General features: G+C 69.9%; 15 protein-coding genes. 11 read left to right on the top strand and 4 right to left on the bottom strand.

Going from position 1 to position 18,463, the window contains the following annotated elements; all coding sequences use genetic code 11:
• Positions 1–52: 52 nt before the first annotated feature.
• Together IEY87_RS12040 and IEY87_RS12035 are read right to left on the bottom strand one after the other, a co-directional pair.
• Positions 53–1,651 (bottom strand): ATP-binding protein, encoded by a 1,599-nt coding sequence (locus IEY87_RS12040; protein WP_225276950.1) that lies wholly within the window; start codon positions 1,649–1,651, stop codon positions 53–55.
• Between the two features lie 136 nt (positions 1,652–1,787).
• On the bottom strand, positions 1,788–2,609 hold the full coding sequence (locus IEY87_RS12035) for a helix-turn-helix domain-containing protein (protein ID WP_189138635.1): 822 nt from the start codon (positions 2,607–2,609) through the stop codon (positions 1,788–1,790).
• Between the two features lie 135 nt (positions 2,610–2,744).
• Here IEY87_RS12035 and IEY87_RS12030 point away from each other — a divergent pair, with 135 nt between their 5' ends.
• Positions 2,745–4,052 carry an FG-GAP repeat domain-containing protein gene (locus IEY87_RS12030; RefSeq protein WP_189138634.1) on the top strand — a complete coding sequence of 436 codons (1,308 nt, stop codon included), beginning with the start codon at positions 2,745–2,747 and terminating at the stop codon, positions 4,050–4,052.
• 35 nt (positions 4,053–4,087) lie between these two features.
• Here IEY87_RS12030 and IEY87_RS12025 read toward each other — a convergent pair whose 3' ends face one another.
• Positions 4,088–5,140, bottom strand: coding sequence for a Glu/Leu/Phe/Val dehydrogenase family protein (locus IEY87_RS12025; protein ID WP_189138633.1), 1,053 nt, complete (start codon positions 5,138–5,140; stop codon positions 4,088–4,090).
• 141 nt (positions 5,141–5,281) lie between these two features.
• On the opposite strand from IEY87_RS12025, the gene IEY87_RS12020 reads away from it, so the two are divergent.
• From IEY87_RS12020 to IEY87_RS11975, 10 genes are all read left to right on the top strand, one after another.
• Entirely contained in the window at positions 5,282–5,716 is a 435-nt protein-coding gene (locus IEY87_RS12020; RefSeq protein ID WP_189138632.1) for an Lrp/AsnC family transcriptional regulator, read from the top strand.
• Positions 5,713–6,498, top strand: coding sequence for a helix-turn-helix transcriptional regulator (locus IEY87_RS12015; RefSeq protein WP_189138631.1), 786 nt, complete (start codon positions 5,713–5,715; stop codon positions 6,496–6,498). The genes IEY87_RS12020 and IEY87_RS12015 overlap by 4 nt, the downstream gene beginning before the upstream one ends.
• A 70-nt stretch (positions 6,499–6,568) precedes the next feature.
• Positions 6,569–7,327, top strand: a complete 759-nt coding sequence (locus IEY87_RS12010) for a glucose 1-dehydrogenase (protein WP_189138630.1) — start codon at positions 6,569–6,571, stop codon at positions 7,325–7,327.
• Between the two features lie 258 nt (positions 7,328–7,585).
• Positions 7,586–8,092: a SigE family RNA polymerase sigma factor gene (locus IEY87_RS12005; protein ID WP_189138629.1), complete on the top strand. Its 507-nt coding sequence runs from the start codon at positions 7,586–7,588 to the stop codon at positions 8,090–8,092.
• A complete protein-coding gene (locus IEY87_RS12000) occupies positions 8,089–9,183 on the top strand; it encodes a hypothetical protein (protein WP_189138628.1) in 1,095 nt (364 codons plus the stop codon). The genes IEY87_RS12005 and IEY87_RS12000 overlap by 4 nt, the downstream gene beginning before the upstream one ends.
• Before the next feature lie 72 nt (positions 9,184–9,255).
• A complete protein-coding gene (locus IEY87_RS11995) occupies positions 9,256–10,434 on the top strand; it encodes an MFS transporter (protein WP_225276949.1) in 1,179 nt (392 codons plus the stop codon).
• Positions 10,435–10,660: 226 nt separating this feature from the next.
• A complete protein-coding gene (locus IEY87_RS11990) occupies positions 10,661–11,035 on the top strand; it encodes a hypothetical protein (RefSeq protein ID WP_189138627.1) in 375 nt (124 codons plus the stop codon).
• Between the two features lie 261 nt (positions 11,036–11,296).
• Complete coding sequence (locus IEY87_RS11985; protein ID WP_189138626.1) at positions 11,297–11,872, top strand: PadR family transcriptional regulator; 576 nt, start codon at positions 11,297–11,299, stop codon at positions 11,870–11,872.
• Positions 11,869–12,654 carry an SGNH/GDSL hydrolase family protein gene (locus tag IEY87_RS11980; protein WP_189138625.1) on the top strand — a complete coding sequence of 262 codons (786 nt, stop codon included), beginning with the start codon at positions 11,869–11,871 and terminating at the stop codon, positions 12,652–12,654. The genes IEY87_RS11985 and IEY87_RS11980 overlap by 4 nt, the downstream gene beginning before the upstream one ends.
• 586 nt (positions 12,655–13,240) lie before the next feature.
• Positions 13,241–13,489 (top strand): MerR family transcriptional regulator, encoded by a 249-nt coding sequence (locus IEY87_RS11975; RefSeq protein WP_225276994.1) that lies wholly within the window; start codon positions 13,241–13,243, stop codon positions 13,487–13,489.
• Positions 13,490–13,544: 55 nt separating this feature from the next.
• Here the strand turns inward: IEY87_RS11975 and IEY87_RS11970 are convergent, their stop codons facing one another.
• Positions 13,545–18,335: a GH92 family glycosyl hydrolase gene (locus IEY87_RS11970; RefSeq protein ID WP_189138623.1), complete on the bottom strand. Its 4,791-nt coding sequence runs from the start codon at positions 18,333–18,335 to the stop codon at positions 13,545–13,547.
• Positions 18,336–18,463 lie beyond the last annotated feature (128 nt).

Below are 18,463 nucleotides of genomic sequence, written 5' to 3'. Positions count from 1 at the left end.
CGGCAGGGCGACGCGCTGATCGTCAGTGCGCTGGAAGTGCTGAGCGTCCGTACTATGCGCGCAGGACGGTGACCTGGCGGCCGGACGGGGTGGTCGTCTGCTCGAAACCGCCGCGTTCGTTCCAGGCCGGGGCTTCGGGGCGCCGGTCGAAGATGACGAGCACGCCGGTGGAGAGGGTGAGCCGGTCCAAATACCCGTCGAGCTGGGCGAGACCGTCGGGCAGCGGGTCGTTCCTGCCGGCCTGCCAGACCTTCAGTTCCATGGCCTCGCGTTGCGTCAGCCGTTCGCCTTCTGGGCCGGTGTGGGGCCAGCGGATCAGCACGTCCAGGCGTTTGGTGCCGGCGGCGTACTCGCGGTCGAGTTGGCCGCCGCCGTTGACCAGCCGGTGCAGGAAGGCCATGAGGATGATCTGGCAGGCGGCCTCGTGGTAGCCCTCCTGGCGGATGAGGTATTCGCCGTGCTCGCGCCAGAACACGACGAACTCCTGCAGGAGGCGCGGCAGGTCGAACCGGCCGTCCGGCAGGACGAAACTGTACGGATCGGCCATCACGTACTGTTCCGCCGGATCGCCCAGCATCCGCAGGATGACCTCCCGATAGATCGGGTTCGCCACCTCCAGCGGAGGTCTTTCTTTGATCAGGCCCAGGTCGCGGACGTACGACAGCGCGTCGGAGAAGGTGAGGTCGACCTCGGGGAGCGACCCGGCCACGATCGGTTCGATCACCCGCTTGACCCGGGGTTCGTGCAGCCGGGCCACCAGCGCGTCGAGGTGGGTGGCGCGCCCCCGGATCAACCGCTCCTTGGCCGTATCCACCTGCCCTGCGGTGATGTCGCCGGTCACGCCCATCTCGAAGGTGATCTCGTAGGCGAGGGCGTTGACCAGCCACGGTTGTCCCTGCGTCAGCTCGAACGCCCGGTCCACCGCGTCCTTGGTGAACTCCTGGCCGGTGGCCTGCGTGTGCTGGTCGTACAGCTCGGCGATCTCGTCGGTGGTGAAGTCACCCAGACGCAGCGATTCGGAGACGATGTTGAACGGGCTGGTGGGATTGCACCGGCCCGGATCGGCGCCTACGGCGATCTTGTAGTCGCGGACGTCGCGCAGTCCGCACAGAATCACGGACGTGGGGAACGGGTGCCCGTCGGGCCGGGCGTTGTGGCCGTCTCTGAGCTGGCAGAGGAAGCTGACCAGGCTGTCGCCCTGCAAGGCGTCGATCTCGTCGAAGAACAGCACCACCCGGCGCGGGCTGCGACGGCACCAGTCGCTCAGCGCGACGTCGATTCGGCTGCCCGGTGTGGCCTGCGGCCAGGGATCCGGGGGCAGCAGTTCTTCCGGCCAGCCCGATCGCTCGGCGGCCGCACGGATCGAGTCCAGCAGCATCGACTCCCCCCAGCCGACGTCGTCGCGGGCCACCTTGGCTCGTTCGCAGGAGAACGCCAGGGCTGCGACGTCCCCCTCGGCCGTCAACTCGGACGCCAGGGTGCGCAGACCTGTCGTCTTGCCGGTCTGCCGGGGCGCGTGAACCACGAAATAGCGATCCATGTCGATCAGTGCTCGTGCCCTGGGAAGCCGCGGCGTAGGGGGCAGCATGTAGTGGCGTTGAGGGTCGCACGGGCCGGCGGTGTTGAAGAACCTCGCTCTGGGTGGGATCACGATCACATAATGTCATCGAGTCGCCGTGTCAGTCACTTGGTACGCTGATCCGCCCCGCACCCGATCCCGCCCGGTGAAGCTCTGCCACGGGTGGTGCGCCGCCGAGTGGTCGTGGCCAACCTGTACCTGCTTCGGCTCACGGTGCCGGCAGGGCGGCGTCGCGGAGGCGCCCGGCATCGCCCGAGCCGGCTTCGGCCGTGAAGACGATGGCCCGCAGATCGCCATCGCGGAAGGTGAGCAGGTCGCAGTCGGCGGTGAACTCGCCCACCACCGGATGATCGATGGTCACCTGGTCATCGTGATACCGGGCTGTAGACCCGCTCTCCCAGAGCTCGGCGAAGGTCCCGCTCGCCCGCCTGAGGTCACCGACCAGCGCCGCCACCTGGTCATCGGCCGGATAGCGCAGCAGGGCAGCACGGAGATCGGCCACCAGCGTCGATGCGAACCTCGCCCGCCGCTCGGGCGTCCGCCGTGTCGGCCCGGGAATCTCGGTGAAGGCACGCCATGCCACGTTGCGGTCCCACCGATGCCCCGTCGACGGTCCGCATTGCAGCGCCGCCCAGGCCGGATTCCAGGCGAGCACCGTCCACGCGGCATCACACAGGCACACCGGCACGCCGTCCAGCCGCTCGAGCAGGCGTCGTGGCCCGGGACCGACGTGGCGTGGCACCAGCCCGTCAGCGGGAGCGTGTCCCGCGACCGCGCACAGGTACTCGTAGTCCGCGCGATCCAGTCCCAGCGCGCGGGACAAGGAGTTCACCACCCCGGCGGACGGATGGCCGCGACCCTGCTCAAGGCGCTTGATGTAGTCGACCGACACCCCGGCGAGCTCCGCCAGCTCCTCGCGGCGCAGCCCCTTGGCCCGCCGCCGTTCCCCTCCGCCGAGACCGGCCGCGACAGGGTCCGCCCGCTCCCGCCACGCTCGCAACAAAGTCGCCAGGGAACCATGCTCCAGCATGAACCCCATTCTGCCCCACCTGCTTCTTCCGGATCCGATCCCGATGAGCCGCCTGGTCGACCTCACAGGCGCTGATCGAACTTCCGGTCCGTGAACCAGAGCCATGACCCCGGGGAGGCGGGCACACTAGGTGCCGTGCCTGACCTGCGTAGAATGATGATCTGGCTGGCTTTGCCGGGCTTGCTGGCGGGATGTGGTGGTGGGCCGCAGCCTGAGCGCCAGGCCGCCTCCTCGGCCACGCCCACGGGTTCCGCGTCCGTCGCCGGCCCGACGGCCGCGCCCGAGGCTTCCGCGTCCGTCGCCCGTTCCTCGGGCGCGGCTCGTGCCGCTGCGGCGCGGGCCGACGACGTCAACGGCGACGGTCGCGCGGACCTGGTCGTCGAAGTCGACCTTCCCCGCGTGGACGTGCACGACCTCGTGATCGTCCATGGCTCCGCCCAGGGCCTGGACCGGCGCGGGCGGACGGTCGTCCCGTCGAAGACGTTCTGGTCCTGGTTGATCGACGTGGGCGTCCGGGCCGACCTCGACGGCGACGGCTTCGGCGACATCCTCGGCTACGGCCGGGCGAGCGACGCCGAGCGCATGCGTCCGCACATCTTCTGGGGCGGCCGGCGCGGCATCGACACCGGCCTGCCCCCGACCCCGATCCCGCTGCCCGGCCAGAGCGACGTGGCGTCGTACCGTACGGTCGCGGGCGACTTCAACGGCGACGGCGCCGCAGACGTGGCGATGTCCACCCCCAGCGGCCAGAACGACACAAGCCTGACGATCCTGTACGGCCCCTTCACCCGCGCGGGAGTCGCCGCCCGCGAGAGCGTCCAGCCGTCGCCGACCGGCTCGAACTTCTGGCGGATGACCGTGGACCGGATCGACGGGCGGCGGGCGACCGGGCTGATCGTCTACCAGGGCGACGACGGGGAGCAGACCTCCGGCTGGCTGCTCGACGCCGGGCCCGGCGGCCTGGCCAAGGAGGGGCGCAGGCTGAACAAGGGGATGGCGGCCGCGTTCGGCGACTTCGACGGCGACGGCACCAGGGACGTGGCCGTCGGCGACGACGGCAGCCGCAACGACGAGCCCGGATACGAGACCGAGGCTCCTTCGGTCGACAAGACGTTGACCGTCTATTACGGGGATGGCCGTACCCACGAGTTCACCGGCACCGCGGGCCAGGCGGTCGCCGGTGACTTCAACGGGGACGGCCGCGACGACCTCGCCTTCGGCGGGGCACGCCGTCCGATCCGCGTCTTCTGGGGCGGCACGGGCGGTCTGCGCGCCGGTGGCGGGATCGCCGGGGTGGGCGGGGCCGCGCCGCTGGCGGCGGGGGACTACGACGGCGACGGCGACGACGAGCTCGCCCTGGCCACCCGCGACAACTACAAGGTCGACGACTACGAGGTCATCGTCACGGACGGCAGGAAGGTGCTGAGCCGGTTCGACCTGTAGGGGTCAGCCTGCCGCTTGGCGGAGCGCCTATAAGGTCAGCCTGCCGCTTGGCGGAGCGCGGCGGCGTCGGTGATGCGCCGGCGCGCCAGCCGGATCGCCGCCTCGTACGGCACGATCCCCGCCGCCGTGGCCTCGCCGTAGATGGCGGTCAGCCGGTCGCCGATCCGGAGGGTCGCGTTCCGTGCCTCGTCGGGGGTGCCACCGCCCATGTCGATGATCGTGCCGTGGATGACGCCGCCCGCGTTCACCACGAAGTCGGGCGCCCACACGATCCCGCGCCGGGCGAGTTCACCGGCCACCGAGGGGGAGGCAAGCTGGTTGTTCGCCGGGCCGACCACGGCGGCGCAGCGCAGCCGCGGCACGAGTGAGCCGGTCAGCATCCCGCCGAGCGCGGCCGGCACCAGGATGTCCGCTTCGGCGGTGAGCGCCGTGTCCGCGTCCACCCAGCGCGCGCCGAGTGTCCGGGCCAGCTCCTCGCGGCCGGGGTCGAGGTCGGCGACGGTCAGCTCGGCCCCCGCTTCGGCCAGCAGCCCCGCGAGCCGGCCGCCGACCTGCCCCAGGCCGACGATCGAGATCCGCCGCCCGGCCAGGGACGAGGTCCCGGCGAGGTGCCGCCAGGTCGCCTCGATGGCGGCGAACGTGCCTACCGCGGTCAGCTCAGACGGCTCGCCGCTGCCGCCGTGGTGGACCGGCAGGCAGTGCACCCAGGGGGTGCGCTCGCGGGCGACCCACATGTCCTCGGCGCTGGTGCCGACGTCCTCGCCGCCGTGGTAACGCCCGCCGAAGCCCTGCACGGCGTCGCCGAAGTCCAGCAGGGCGGCCCGGCGGTCCACGTCGCGCGACGCCGTGCCCGGCGGCAGCACGATGACGGACTTCCCCCCGCCGAAGTCGAGCCCGGCCGCCGCGCACTTCAACGTCATGGCCGCCGACAGGGCGAGCGCGTCCGCCAGACCCGCACCCCAGTCCGGGTACGGCCACATCCGGCAGCCGCCCACCGCGTCCCCGAGGGCGGTGGAGTGCACCGCGATGATGATCGGCAGGCCGGAACGGACGCCGGTCCGGATCACGACCTCCTCATGTTCCAGCACTGCGGCCTCCCTCATGACGTCGGAACGGGTTTGCATCGCATATCTCCAAAGGTCCGTTCACGTGAGCTACGACAAACGCTACGGCGGCCGGATGTGCAAGCAACAGCTACGAATATTGCGACTAGTGTTAATTTCTTAATCGTGGATGCCATCGATCGTCAGATTCTTGACCAGCTGGTGCTCGACGGGCGGGCCAGCATGACCAAGATCGCAACGGTGGTCTCGCTGTCGGTGCCCGCCGTGAAGCGGCGGATCACCCGCCTGGAGCGGGACGGGGTCATCCGTGGCTACACCGCGATCGTCCAGGAGCCCGGCCCGGCCAAGATGCACGCGCTGGTGGAGTTGTTCTGTGTCGGGGACGCTCAGAGCCAGGACGCGGCGCGAGTCTTCGGGACGCGGCCGGAGGTGCGGATGGCGTTCACGGCCGCGGGCGACAGCGACGTGGTCATGCTGGTCCGGGTGGACGGCACCGACCACCTGGAGTCCCTGCTGCTCGACCTGCGCCGCCACCCGATGGTCCAGCGAACCCGGGCACTGGTCCTGCTCAACAGCCTCGTCGACCGCCTCGCCCCATGAGCCCCACCCCTGCGGTGCGGCGGCGCCGCGAGCAGCTCAGCGATTTCCTGCGCACCCGCCGGGCGCGGCTCACGCCCGGCGACGTCGGCATGGTGGCAGTGGGCCGGCGGCGGACACCCGGACTGCGGCGGGAGGAGGTCGCGGCGCTGGCCGGCGTCGGCGTGTCCTGGTACACCTGGCTGGAGCAGGGGCGCGGCATCAACGTCTCGGCCGAGGTGCTCGACGCGATCAGCCGGGCGCTGCGGCTGAGCGAGCCCGAGCGTGCGCACCTCTACGTGCTGGCAGGTCTCAACCCGCCACCGGCCGGCGCGGCCCGCGATGCCGAGGTCACCCCGGAGTTGCGGCGGCTGCTCGACGCGTGGACGCCCCGGCCCGCACTGCTGCGGGACCGGTCCTGGAATCTGCTCGCGGTCAACGACGCGGCGCGGACGGTGTTCGGCTTCGGCGACGCCGACCACAACTGCCTGATCTCGTTCTTCACCAATGCCCGATACCGCGGCATGCACGTGCACTGGGAGTCGGTCGCGCCGTCCGTCGTCGCCGCCTTCCGCGCCGATGCGGCGCGCGCTCCCGACGACCCGGAGTTCGGCCGGGTGGTCGACGAACTGAACGTGCTGAGTCCCGAGTTCGCCGAGCTGTGGGCACGCCACGAGGTGGGCGTCCCTGGCCAGGCGGTGAAGGCGGTGCGCCATCCCGACGCCGGTGACCTGTTCTTCGACATGACGACCCTGGCCGTGGTGGACAACCCGGGCTGGTATCTGGAGCTGTACAACCCGCGCTGAGCCTGGTGCTGCGGGTCACAGGTTAAGTGCACTCTGGCCGCGCCACCCGTGAGTCGGCAGGCTGAGCCCCATGACGCGCACTCTCTCCCGATTCGACGACAAGATCGCACTCATCACCGGCGGCACGAGCGGCATGGGCCTGGCCACCGCCCGGAGGTTGCTCGCCGAGGGCGCCCAGGTGGTCATCACCGGGCGCGACCAGGCCCGGTTGGACGCCGCCGGCAAGGCTCTGGACGGCGGGGACCGCGTGCTGACGGTACGCGGTGACGTGGCGAGCCTGCCCGACCTGGACGCGCTGATGACCGCGATCCGAGACCGGCACGGACGGCTGGACGTGGTCTTCGCCAACGCGGGCATCGCCTCGTTCCAGCCGGTCGGCGAGATCACCGAGGCCGGGTTCGACCACATGGTGGACATCAACTTCAAGGGCGTGTTCTTCACCCTCCAGAAGAGTCTCCCGCTGCTGTCCGACCACGCGGCGATCGTGATCAACGCGTCGTGGACGCTGCACCACGGTCTGCCGGGCGCCTCCGTGTACGCGGCGACCAAGGCCGCGGTGCACAACCTGGCGCACACCTTCGCGGCCGACCTGGCGCCCAGGAGAATCCGGGTCAATTCCGTGAGCCCCGGCTACATCGAGACCGCGATGTTCCACGACAACATCACCGCCGAGGCGCAGGCCGCGGTCGTCGCCAGAGTGGCCGCCGCGCGCATCGGAACCGCCGACGACGTCGCCGACGCGGTGGCCTACCTCGCCTCCGATGAGGCGTCGTACGTCAACGGGCAGGACCTGATCATCGACGGCGGCCTGGTCGCGGCCGGCGCTTGAGGGCCGTCACCCGTACGACCAGGTTCTGAGGCGGTTCCCGCGTGTTTCACCAGCGAAATTCCGGCCGGCGATCAGAATGCGGCGTTCGATTGGGCCGGCCGCGTGACGCCGGTCGCCGCTCGCAAGGCGATCCGTTATGTCGGACCTGCCCCGCGTACGTGAAGCCTGTGAGGAAGTCTTCGCCTTCTGTCGCGTGATCAAAAGGTGTGCAACCTTCTGCCCGGCCGGTCGCGTTGGCAACGGGTGAGAGGAGACACATTGGATCGTCACGACGGCTTCCGCGAGTTCGTGCTGGCCCGCCAGCAATCGCTGATGCGCACCGCGTACCTCCTCACCGGGGACGCCCATCTCGCTGAGGACCTGCTGCAGAGTGTGCTGGCCAAGGTGGTCGGGCACTGGCCCAAGCTGTCCAAAGGGGGCAACCCCGAGGCGTACACCCGCAAGGCGCTGGTCAACCAGTACATCGCCTGGAAGCGCCGCTCGCGTCCCGAGTTGCCGAGCGCCGATCCGCCTGATTCCGGCATGTCGTACGACGACGCCACGCTGGATCGGATCGTGCTGCGGCGGGTGCTGGCCAAGCTGACCTGTAAGCAGCGCGCCATGATCGTGCTGCGCTTCTGGGAGGACCTCACCGAGGCTCAGACGGCCGAGGTGCTGGGGTGCTCGATCGGCAACGTCAAGAGTCAGACCCATCACGCGCTGGCTCGGCTGCGGATGCTGGCGCCCGAACTGGTGGATGTGCGTATGGAGGAGGTCACCCGATGACGAGGCTGCGCAGCGCCCTGGCGGGCCTGGCGGAAGAGGCTCCGCTGGTGAGTCTGGCCGATGCCGCCATCGCGGGCCACCGGAGGAGGCGGCGTACAAGGCTGGCGCTGACCGGCGTCGCCGCCGTGACGACCGCGGCGGCGCTGGTGGTGACGGTGGCGGCCGGGGCGGTGGTCCTGCCGCGTGGCGCCGATCCGGCCACGGAGGCGGCGGCGGTGCCCGATCTGCCCGACGGCAAGGTGGGCGCGATCAGCCGGGCGTACCTGACGCCGTGCGAGGTCGGCAAGAAGACGAAGAGAGTCGACTGCGGCGCCGTGGAGTGGCGAGTGGTCACCCGGAGCGGCAGGACGTACGGGGTGCCGCAGGCGCTCACCTCCTCCCGCGATGATCCGCGGGTGCCGGTCGCGATCAGCCGGGACGGGCGCATGCTCGCCTACTACAGCCGCGCCGCCCAGGCGCACGTGGTCCGGGACCTGGTCGGCGGCGCCGAGGTGACCTCTCCCGTCAAGGTGGAGGAGGACCGAATCGGCGCCGGCTCGATGCTGGCGCTCTCCGACGACGGCCGCTACCTGGCGTTCGACCCGCGGGAGGGCAGCAAGGAGCCGGGCCTGCTCGTCGACGTGCGCACCGGCAGGACGGTGTCGATCCCCGGCAGGTACGAAGTGATCAGCATCAAGGACGGCGCCGCCGAGCTGATCCGCTACCGCAAGACCGATCTGTGGCTGATGCCGGTCACCGGTGGCGGCAAGCCGGTGCGTTTCGACGGCACCTTCATCATGTTCAGCGAGATCGCCCCCGACGGCCGTACGGTGGCGGCGGTCGAGTTCGCGGAGCTCAATAAGCGCAGGCTCACCCTGCTCGACGTCAAGACCGGGCGAACCCTGCGCAAGGTGTCCATCGGTGGACTGCCTAAGGGCAGCGGGATCGACGGCACCGGCATCTGGCTGAGCCGGAAGGAGGTCACGGTCGTCGTCAGCGGCCGGAGCGGGGGTCACTCCTATGCCCTCGACGTCACCACCGGAAAGGCTCGCCGCTGGGCCGACCTCGGGCCGGCCCGGAAGCATGCCACGGTCCTGCCCGGGGTCAGCTGATGCCTGCGATAACTGTCGGTGCGTCACCGTAGGTTCGTGGCCGACATCCCCGTCGGTCATGGAGATCAGCTCATGCACACACTCGCGCCCCGTGAGCGCCTGCCCAAGGGCATCCGGCTGCTCATCGTGGCGCGGGCGGTCAACCGGCTGGGGGCGTTCTCGCTCTCCTTCCTGACGGTCCTGATCAGCACCGACTTCGGGGTGAGCGCCGCCACGGCCGGGCTGGTCTCCGCCGCCTTCGGCCTGGCGACCGTGCCCTCCCGGCTGTTCGGCGGTTATCTGGCCGATCGGCTGGGGCGGCGGCGCACGATCCTGCTGGGGCTCACCGGCTGCGCGGTCGCCCAGCTCGGCATCGCCGCCGCCGGCTCGCTGCCGGTGATCGCCGTGTTCGCGGTCCTGCTGGGGCTGGTCTTCGAGCTGTACGAGCCGCCGAGCCAGGCGATGATCGCGGACGACGTGCCCGCAGCCGACCGGACGAGGGCCTACAGCCTGCTGAACGCCGCGCTGGCGGCGGCGGGCATGGGAGCCGGGTTGATCGCGGCGAGCGTGGGGCGGTGGGACCTGCGGTGGCTGTTCGTCGTCGACGCGCTGACGTGCCTGGCGTGCGCGGTCATCATCGGCCTCGTCGTCCCCCCGGACGGCCCCCGGCGCGGCCGGGCGACGTCGGTCACCTCGTCCTCGGCCTGGCGAGACCCCGCGCTCCTCGCCATGCTCGGCTGCGGCACGCTCCTCGCCCTCATCTACATGGTGATCATGATTCTGCTTCCGCTCACCCTTCCTGAGTACGGTCTGCGGGCGGCGGACGCGGGACTCCTCTTCACCGTCTCGGCCCTCACCATCATCGCCGGACAGCCGCTCCTCCGGCTGAGACCGGTGGCCGCGTTACCCCCGGCCGCGGGTCTGGCGGCGGGCGCCGCGTTTATGGCGGCCGGCCTGGCCGGTTACGCGCTCGCCCCTGTCCTGCCCGCTCTGGCGGTGGCGACCGTGGTGTGGAGCGTCGGTGACCTGCTCATCATGGGCCGCGCCTACGCCGTCGTCGCCGGGATCGCGCCGCCGGACGCCCGGGGGCGCTACCTCGCCGTGTTCGGGACCAGTTGGGGCTTCGCCACGGTGGCCGCGCCGCTCGCGGGCACCCAACTCCTGGAACGGCTGGGGGCGCAAGGGCTGTGGGCTTGCCTGGCGGGCGCCTGCCTGGTCCTCGCCGCCGCCTCGGTGAGCGTTGGACGGCTGATCGGCCCGAGTGCGGCGTGAGCTTCAGGCCGTGGTCAACAGCGGCCGTGGGAGATGAAAAGAAGAATGGCTGGAAAGTAAAAACGTATTTCCAGGTGGTGGCCGGATGCGCAAACAGATATCTGCGAAATGTTTCAAACATCACAGCCGCATTCGGCAGCCGATAAATTATCCTGTCATAAGTCTTGACGTTCTTCCATTGTGGCGAGGCACGATGAAAGGAGGAAACGAGCAGCGGGAGGATTTCATGCTCAAAGAAGCATGGGCCATCAGCGCCCTTGTGGCTACTGCCCTCGTCCCTTCGGCGGCTTCGCAGGCGCAGGACGCGCAGGTCCACGCCATCAGCGCGTCCGCGACGTCCACCTCGCTCAGCCACTGCGCATCCACGAGCGCGCCGTGCAGGTGGATGCAGGAGGACAACAGGCGATGTTTCTACTGCAAGCAGAAGAAGGGTGGCGGATGGAAGCGCCAGTACTGCGAGCAGAAGAACCGGGGGCCGGTGGAGCTCGAATGCTCGACAGCCCCGGCGCCGACCGCGACCAACCCGAAGCGCGTCTGCGAGAAGTGCGTGGACCAGAAGACCGGCAGGCAAGTGTCCACGAAATGCTTCACGGGACCCTAGAGTTCCGGCAAGCGCTTCTGACGGTCTCGAGGATCTTCAGCGGGGCCCGATGAGCCCGGGGACCGCGGGGAGGCGGCATCGATCGGTCGCGTCCGTGACCTGATGCACCGTGTCCCTCCGCAAGGACAGTGAGTGCGGGGCGCCTCCTCGGGTGTCCCGCACCCCTATGTGGGCTTCTCGGTCGGATCGGTCGGCCCTGCCGGTGCATGCAGCTGGCTCAATTTCTTGACTAATCAAGAAATTGAGCAGATAGTCCGATCCATGGCATTACGGCATGCGGTACTGGCGGCGATGCTGGACGGTGGATTCTCCGGCTACCAGCTCGCCAAGATCTTCGACGTAGGCGTGTCCAACTTCTGGTACGCCTCCCCGCAGCAGCTCTACACCGAGCTGGCGAAGCTGGAGCAGGCCGGGATGATCGCCGGTGAGCAGGTCATCCAGCTCGACCGGCCGAACAAGCGGATCTTCACGGTCACCGAGGCGGGCCGGGACGAGCTGGCCGCTTTCGCCGCCACCGCGTCCAAGCCGCTGTCGATGCGCGACGACCTGATGGTGAAGGTCCAGGCCGTCGACCAGCTCGACCCGGCCCCTGTGCTGGCCCAGCTCGACGATCGGGCCGTCGAGGCGTCCGCCAAGCTGGCCCTGTTCGAGCGGGGCATGCTCGGGCTGCGCGGCGACCTGGCCGAGGAGGAGTTCCTCCGCACGTCCCCCCGGGTCGGCCCGTACCTGACCTATCTGGCCGGATGCCGCCTGGAGCGGGAGATGCGCGACTGGTGCCTGACCACCGCCGCCCTGCTCCGCTCCCGTACGACGAGCCACCGCGAGGAGACGCGATGACCCCCTACAGCCGGTACGTCGCGCTGGGCGACAGCCAGACTGAAGGTCTCGGTGACGGCGACGAGATCCGTGGCTACCGGGGGCTGGCCGACCGCCTCGCCGAGCACCTGGCCGCGGCGTCCCCAGAGCTGCACTACGCCAACCTGAGCGTACGAGGACGGCTCGCCTCGCAGGTCCTCGCCGAGCAGCTCGCGCCCGCGCTGCGGTTACGGCCGGACCTGGCCACGGTGATAGCCGGGATGAACGACCTGATCAGGCCCGGCTTCGACGCCCGCGCGGTGGCCGCGAGCCTGGAGGAGATGTTCGCCGCGCTCACCGGAGCGGGCGCGTACGTCCTTACAGTGACATTTCCGGATATCGGGAAGATCGCGCCTTTGGCCCGGCCGCTGCTGCCCCGGGTCCTCGCGCTCAACGCGCACATCCGCGAGGCTGCCGCCCGCCATGACGTCACCGTGGTCGACACCTTCCCGCACGCCTTCGCCACCGACGCCAGGATGTGGAGCTCGGACCGCCTGCACGCCAGCCCCCTGGGACACGCCCGGATCGCCGCCGCCTTCGCGCACGCCCTCGGGCTGCCGGGCAGCGACGACGCCTGGTCGGCTCCGCTCGATCCGGTCGCGCCGCCGGGCCGCCTGCGCAGCACGGGAACAGAGGTCCGCTGGATCGCCGGCTTCGCGGGCCCGTGGATCTACCGCCGCATCAGGGGCAGATCCTCCGGCGACGGCCGCACCGCCAAGCGCCCCGACCTCGGCCCGGTGCTGCTTCACGGCGACGAGAAGTAGACCGCCGTAGCCGGCGTCGAAAATCTGCAGTGGCGGGAGTAGACATTGGTGGCTGAGGGGGCTATTGTTTCTCACATCGCAAGGAACACAACGGGCAGCAAGATGAAGCACCACGACGAACTGCCCGAAAAAGACGGAAGTTTAGGCAGAAGGTCGGACGAGAAGGGCCAGCGCAGTGGCAAGGGGCCCAGACCGTGGACGCGCTGCCGAAGGTGAAGTTGGACAGCGGTTTCAGCAGATACGAAGAAGGGAGCGTTGAACGCCATCAGTGTCGCTCGCCGGCCGAGTTTCGCCGCGCGGGCACCGCAGCTCCACAGATAGGACGGTGGTCTACGGTTACGCATCCAAGATCCCGCGACACCGCTGAGTACGGCGGACGCGGAAGATGGTAAGTCGGCCAACTGGCCGATAGATGGTGTTTGAACCTCTTCGGGGCCCCGGCGCACGCCGGGGCCCCCTGTTCGCGTGAAGAAAGGCATCTATGGCGCAAACCCGCTCAGCAGCCGGCGGCGACAGGCACGCTCCCGCCGGCACCGCGGTCAGTGCCGAAGACCGGTTCGACGACGAGGATTACCCCGCCTACAGCATGGGCACGGCCGCGGAGATGCTCCAGGTCACTCCCACGTTCCTGCGAGCTCTGGGCGCCGCCAAGCTGATCGAGCCGCTCCGTTCCGGCGGCGGTCACCGTCGCTACTCTCGCTACCAGCTCCGTCTCGCGGCCCGAGCCCGGGAGCTCGTCGACCAGGGCACGCCCGTGGAAGCCGCCTGCCGGATCATCATCTTGGAAGACCAGCTCGCCGAGGCGCTGCGCATCAACGAGGCCCGAGACCGCTGACGAGGGTGGCCGGTGCCCTGTCACGCAGGACACCGGCTCACGATCTCACACCGGCTCAGCCCGCCTGGCGGCGCAGCTCCAGCCGTACTCTGGCCAGCCACGCACCCCAGCCGTCCTGCGGCTGGCTGTCCTTGATGCGCAGGTAGAACGTCCCGGCCGCACCGCGCAGTTCGGCGAGGTCGAGCGTGCGCTCCTGGCGGTTGGACAGGTCGCGCACGTTGGCGTCCTCTTGCAGGACGGTCCGCCAGGTCTGGTTGTCGGCCGAGACCTGGACCAGGAACTGGTTGCCGATGTCCAGCGTCAGCGACCCCCCGGTCACCTCGGCCGGCAGCGCGAACCGGTAGGTGGCGTGGCTGTCGCCGTCGGTGAACCTGGCCCGTCCGTCGTGCACCTCGCCGTCGAGCTGGGACGCGCCCGCCTCCAGCAGCCAGGGCGCCTCGGCCGGGGTGCCGGGCGTGAACTGCACGGTGTCGCCGAGCACCGTCACTGGCGCCCGCCCGCTCGCCGACCCGGAGGTGAGCTGGATCGGATGGCTGCCGGGACTCACCGTCGCCGGCACCGTCACCCGGAACTGCACGCGTCGGGACTCACCCGGCGCGATGGGTCCGAAGGCGGCGGAGGCGGGCTGGACGGTCCAGCCCTGCGGTGCGGTCGCGGTCAGCCGCCCGGAGGCGGGCCGGGTGTCGTGGTTCGCCACCGTCACCAGGAGCGTCACGGTCTCACCGGCCCCGCCGAAGACCGCGGCGGACTCGATGAGCAGCGACGAGGTGGCGGGCGGCTCATGCGTCAGCAGCTCGATCTCGGCCAGCGAGGTCGGCGAGATCGGGGATGTGCCGCCGGTGAACCTGATCCGGTACTGCTCGTACGCACCAGGGCTGTGGATCTTGAAGGGGCGGGTCTGCCGCGCCCACTGGAAGCTCTCCTCCGTCCGCTTGTCGATCGCCTTCCACACGTTGCCCCTGGTGAGGCCCTCCAGCACCCAGCCGGTCGGGTTCCCGGCGAGCTCGCCGGCGCCGGAGGTGAGGGTGTAGAAGCTCGCCTGTTCGGCCTCGGGGAAGGTGTACTGGACCCACTCGGGCAGCGTCGCCTGGGTGGTCGAGTCGTTGTCGAACAGCGCGCTCACGTCGGCGCCGCCGAACCCGGTCGCGGTGCCGCGCCCCGGCCCGGTCACGTCACGCAGCGGCTCGGCGATCCGGTCGCCGTCGGTGATCGACGGCGGCGCGGCGTCCCTGCCGGTGCCCCAGCGCGACGGCTTCGGCCCCATCGCGAACACCAGCTCGCCGCCGTTCGCGATCAGGTCGTGGGGGAGGTACGTCTTGTCGTACGACCTGCCGTTGACCTTGAGCCCCTGCACGTAGACGTTGCGGTCGCTGTTGCCGTTGGCCTTGATCACCAGCTTCTTGCCGTTCTCCAGCCGGATCGTGGCCTTGGTGAACAGCGGGGAGCCGATCGCGTAGGTGGGGCTGCCCATCTGCAGCGGGTAGAAGCCCAGCGCGCCGAAGACCTGCCAGGCCGACATCTCGCCGTTGTCCTCGTCGCCCGGGTAGCCCTGGCCGATCTCGCTGCCCACGTACAGCCGCGACAGCGCCTCGCGGACCCTGGCCTGGGTCTTCCACGGCTGTCCGGTGAAGTTGTACATGTACGGGATGTGGTGCGAGGGCTGGTTGCTGTGCCCGTACTGTCCCATCCGGACGTCGCGGGCCTCGCGCATCTCGTGGATGACCCCGGTGTACGAGCCGGGGAACGTCGCCGTCTCCGGGGTGGCGAAGAAGGCGTCCAGTTTGTCGGCCAGTTTGTCCGCGCCGCCGTACAGGTTGGCCAGGCCGCGGCCGTCCTGCGGGACGTGGAAGGCCATGTTCCAGCCGTTGGTCTCGGTGTAGTCGAAGCCCCAGGTGCGCGGGTCGTAGGCGCCCGGCCTGTTACGGAAGGAGCCGTCGGCGTTGCGGCCCTGGAAGAAGCGGACCGCCGGGTCGTACATGTGCACGTAGTTGAGCGCCCGGTTGCGGAAGTACTCGTGCTCCTCCAGGTAGCGGGCGCGCTGCGCGCCCTTGGCGCGCTCGGCCAGCGACTTGGCCATGTTCGCGATGCCGAAGTCGTTGATGTAGCCGTCCATCGCCCACGACATCGCCTCGCCGGTCGACTCGATGCTCGTGTAGCCGAGGAAGGCGGAGGTGGACAGGCCCTTGCGGCCCACGTGGCGGGTGGTCGGGGTGACCGTGGCGTTCTTGAGCGCGGCCTGGTAGGCGGTCGCGGCGTCGAAGCCCTTGATCCCCTTCAGGTGGGCGTCGGCGAAGGCGACGTCGGAGCTGGTGCCGACCATCAGATCGGCGTACCCCGGCGACGACCAGCGCGCGATCCAGCCGCCGTCCTCGTACTGCCGGACGAAGCCGTCGACCATCTCGCCGGCCGCCTTGGGGGTGAGCAGCGCGTACGCGGGCCAGGTGGTGCGGTAGGTGTCCCAGAAGCCGTTGTTGACGTACACCTTTCCGTCCGCGATCTTCGCCCCCGTCTCGGTGGGGGTGCTGGGCGGGGTGCTGGTGGCCGACTGCACGGCGTGCTTGTACACCGGCGCGTTCTTGGTGCCGGTGTTCTCGAAGCCGGAGTTGGGATACAGGAACAGCCGGTACAGGTTGGAGTAGAGCGTGACCAACTGGTCCTTGCTCGCCCCCTCGACCTCGATGACGCCCAGCTTGGCGTCCCAGGCGCCGGCCGCCCGCTCGCTGACCTTCTCCAGCGTGTCGGAGGCGCTGATCTCCAGCTCCAGGTTCTTCCTGGCCTGCTCGACGCTGATCAGCGAGGACGCGATCCGCATGGTGACCGTGCGCGCCTGCCCGGCGTCGAAGGCCAGGTAGCCCAGCACGTTGTCGCGGCCCTGGCCGGTCAGCTTGCCGCCGCCGGTGACGGGACGGTCGAAGACGGCGTAGTAGAACATCCGGCTGGCGCCGTTGGACAGGTCGCTGCGCACGTCGGAGTAGCCCGTCACCACGCCGCCGGCGGTGTCCAGGGTCAGGCCGCCGCTGTCGTCGACGTTGTCGAAGATCAGCTTGGCGGAGGAGCCGGGGAAGGTGAAGCGGGCCAGCGCCGCGTGATCCGCCGGCGCGATCTCGGTCTTCAGCCCGTTGTCGAAGGTGACCCCGTACAGGTGCGGCTGCGCGACCTCCCGCTCGTGCCGGAAGGGCAGCGCGCGGGCGGCCCGGGCCGGGTCCGGCACCCCTTCGGCCGCCGACGGCATGAACTGGAACGTCTGCCGGTCGCCCATCCACGGGCTGGGCTCGTGGCTGGCGGTGAACGCCTCGATCCGGGGCAGGTTGGCCGCGTTGTTGTCGCGGTGGTACTCGTACAGCCAGTTCGTCGCCTCGGCGTTGGTCATCGGCGTCCAGAAGTTGAACCCGTGCGGCACGGCGGTGGCCGGGAAGTTGTTCCCGCGCGAGAACCCGCCCGTGGAGTGGGTGCCCCGGGTGGTGATCACATGCTGCGACGGCCGCTCGTCGCCGCGCGTCCTACGGCCCTCGTACGGCTGCCGCTTGCGCTCGGCGACGAGCTTGATGTCGTCCACCCAGCCGCGGAACCCGGCCTCTCCCTCGGCGGAGTCGTAGGCCACCAGGATGCGGCTGATCCGCTTGCCCTTGGCGACCTTGCCGATCTCGGCGTGCTTGTAGTTCCACTGGTCCACGTACAGGGTCTTGGACTCGCCCTGCGCGCGGGGCGTCAGCCGGACCCCGTGCTGGTCGACGGCCTTGAGGTCGCTGAGGTAGGTGCCGTCGCTGAAGGCCAGGTCCACCGAGGCGTACGTGCTGGGGTAGCGCAGGTCGGCCGCGGTGAACTGGGGGAAGAGCACGTACGACAGCTCCATCCCGGAGGTGACCGGGATGTCCACCTCGAAGACCTTGTTGGTGGAGTGGCCGCCGGTCTTCTCGGTGGTGCTGCCCTCGTACTTGAAGGCCTTGGAGCCGGAGAAGCCGGAGCGCGGCTTGGAGACGTAACCACCGCTCGGCGGCCCGTCGCTCAGCCGGCTGCGCATGTCGCTCGGCGGCCGGGGGCCCTGGCCGTCCGACAGCTCCCACTCGGCCAGCTGCAGGGTGGAGCCGCTGCCGATGCGAGTGATGTTCAGCCGGTAGTGGGCGTAGGCGGTGGTGTTGTCGAAGCGGTACTCCTTGCGCTGGTGGCGCTCGGTGAACGTCTCGCCGGTCCGGGTGTCCAGGGTGGTCCAGCTCTGGCCGTCCTGCGAGCCCTGGAGCTGCCAGTCGCGGGGGTCGCGCTGGGGCACGTCGTCGGCGGAGGTCAGCGCGTAGTGCTTGACCACGACCGGGGCGACCAGGGCGTACTGCGCCCAGGCCGTGCCGGTGAACACCAGCCACTTGGTGTTCGCGTCGGTGTCGGCCAGGTGCTCCTTCACCTCACCGTTGGCCGCGTACTCGCCGCTGACGTCGATCCGGGTGATCTGGTCGGAGATGCTGCCCTCGATGCCGCCGATCATGACGCCGGTGACGTTCGCGGCCTTCTTGACGCCCCGCGCGTTGGTCTCAACCGTGTCGGTCCAGGTCGGCTGCGGGTCTCCGGTCTCGAAGGAGGACAGGAAGGCGGCGCCCTCGTCCCGCGCCAGCGCCTGCCCGTCCTGCGCCGCGCGCTGCTCAGCCGCCACCGAGGGGGCCTCCTCGGTCTGTCTCGGGTCGGGAAGCGGGCTGTGGGACGGGCCGGGGGAGGGGGTGCCGGACGGGCCGGGGTTGGGGACCGGATCCGGCCCCGCCCCGCTGGTCAGCGCGGCGGTCGCGGGGGCGGCGAGGGCCAGGGCGACGACGGCGGATAAGAGCGCGGTCAGGAGAGCTCGTGGGGGAGGGTGCTTCATGGTGGGGGGACCTCTCGTGCGTTCAGCCAGGTGAGCAGCATCACGAAGGCGGCTGGGGGGCAGGCTTATGACAACGTTGTCAACGAATGATCTGTAAAGGAAGTTTTCAAACCCGCAGCACCTTGTCA

The organism is Nonomuraea glycinis, from assembly GCF_014646515.1.
Classification (GTDB): domain Bacteria; phylum Actinomycetota; class Actinomycetes; order Streptosporangiales; family Streptosporangiaceae; genus Nonomuraea; species Nonomuraea glycinis.
The sequence above is the reverse complement of the archived record's forward strand: the minus strand, read 5'-3'. Positions and strand labels throughout refer to the sequence as shown.

Excerpts from the sequence above, each read along its gene's own strand:
- IEY87_RS11995 (WP_225276949.1), top strand. The coding sequence starts at position 9,256 with ATGCACACACTCGCGCCCCGTGAGCGCCTGCCCAAGGGCATCCGGCTG.
- IEY87_RS12015 (WP_189138631.1), top strand. The coding sequence starts at position 5,713 with ATGAGCCCCACCCCTGCGGTGCGGCGGCGCCGCGAGCAGCTCAGCGAT.
- IEY87_RS11970 (WP_189138623.1), bottom strand. The coding sequence starts at position 18,335 with ATGAAGCACCCTCCCCCACGAGCTCTCCTGACCGCGCTCTTATCCGCC.
- IEY87_RS12035 (WP_189138635.1), bottom strand. The coding sequence starts at position 2,609 with ATGCTGGAGCATGGTTCCCTGGCGACTTTGTTGCGAGCGTGGCGGGAG.
- IEY87_RS12010 (WP_189138630.1), top strand. The coding sequence starts at position 6,569 with ATGACGCGCACTCTCTCCCGATTCGACGACAAGATCGCACTCATCACC.
- IEY87_RS12000 (WP_189138628.1), top strand. The coding sequence starts at position 8,089 with ATGACGAGGCTGCGCAGCGCCCTGGCGGGCCTGGCGGAAGAGGCTCCG.
- IEY87_RS11975 (WP_225276994.1), top strand. The coding sequence starts at position 13,241 with ATGGGCACGGCCGCGGAGATGCTCCAGGTCACTCCCACGTTCCTGCGA.
- IEY87_RS11990 (WP_189138627.1), top strand. The coding sequence starts at position 10,661 with ATGCTCAAAGAAGCATGGGCCATCAGCGCCCTTGTGGCTACTGCCCTC.
- IEY87_RS11980 (WP_189138625.1), top strand. The coding sequence starts at position 11,869 with ATGACCCCCTACAGCCGGTACGTCGCGCTGGGCGACAGCCAGACTGAA.
- IEY87_RS11985 (WP_189138626.1), top strand. The coding sequence starts at position 11,297 with ATGGCATTACGGCATGCGGTACTGGCGGCGATGCTGGACGGTGGATTC.